At 46.5% G+C, this 1,045-nt stretch carries 1 protein-coding gene; it reads right to left on the reverse strand.

The genetic code is table 11. The annotated features are described in order from the left end of the window. Position 1: 1 nt before the first annotated feature. A partial coding sequence (gene tuf / locus QQJ93_RS15815) for an elongation factor Tu (RefSeq protein WP_284186113.1) occupies positions 2-1,045 on the reverse strand: 1,044 nt, incomplete at its 5' end.

Raw genomic sequence — 1,045 nt, forward strand, 5'->3', positions numbered from 1 at the left:
ATTAAGCGATGATTTTCGCTACAACACCAGCACCAACTGTACGGCCACCTTCACGGATAGCGAAACGTAGACCTTCATCCATCGCGATTGGTGCGATTAGAGTAACTGTCATTTGTACGTTATCACCAGGCATTACCATCTCAACACCTTCTGGTAGTTGGATGTCGCCAGTTACGTCAGTTGTACGGAAGTAGAACTGTGGACGGTAACCTTTGAAGAATGGAGTATGACGACCACCTTCATCTTTCGAAAGTACGTATACTTCTGATTCGAAAGTTGTGTGTGGGTTGATTGAACCTTTAGCAGCCAATACTTGACCACGTTCAACGTCATCACGCTTAGTACCACGTAGAAGTGCACCAACGTTCTCACCTGCACGACCTTCGTCAAGCAGTTTACGGAACATTTCAACACCAGTACATGTCGTTACTGTTGTGTCTTTGATACCAACGATTTCTACTTCGTCACCTACACGTAGGATACCACGCTCGATACGACCAGTTACAACCGTACCACGACCTTGAATTGAGAATACGTCTTCAATTGGTAGTAGGAATGGTTGGTCTACTGCACGCTCTGGCTCAGGAATGTAAGAATCTAGTGCTTCTGCAAGCTCAACGATTTTGTCTTCCCACTCTTTCTCGCCGTTTAGAGCGCCAAGAGCTGAACCTTGGATTACTGGTAGATCATCACCTGGGAAGTCGTACTCAGAAAGAAGTTCACGAACTTCCATTTCTACTAGCTCTAGAAGCTCTTCATCATCAACCATGTCACATTTGTTCATGAATACGATGATGTAAGGAATACCAACCTGACGACCAAGTAGGATGTGCTCACGTGTTTGTGGCATTGGACCATCAGTCGCAGCTACTACTAGGATACCGCCGTCCATTTGCGCAGCACCAGTGATCATGTTTTTAACATAATCGGCGTGTCCTGGGCAGTCTACGTGTGCGTAGTGACGTGCTGGAGTATCGTACTCAACGTGAGAAGTTGCGATTGTGATACCACGCTCGCGCTCTTCTGGAGCGTTATCGATAGATGC

It is taken from the genome of Vibrio algivorus, assembly GCF_030161215.1.
GTDB classification, from domain to species: Bacteria; Pseudomonadota; Gammaproteobacteria; order Enterobacterales; family Vibrionaceae; genus Vibrio; species Vibrio algivorus.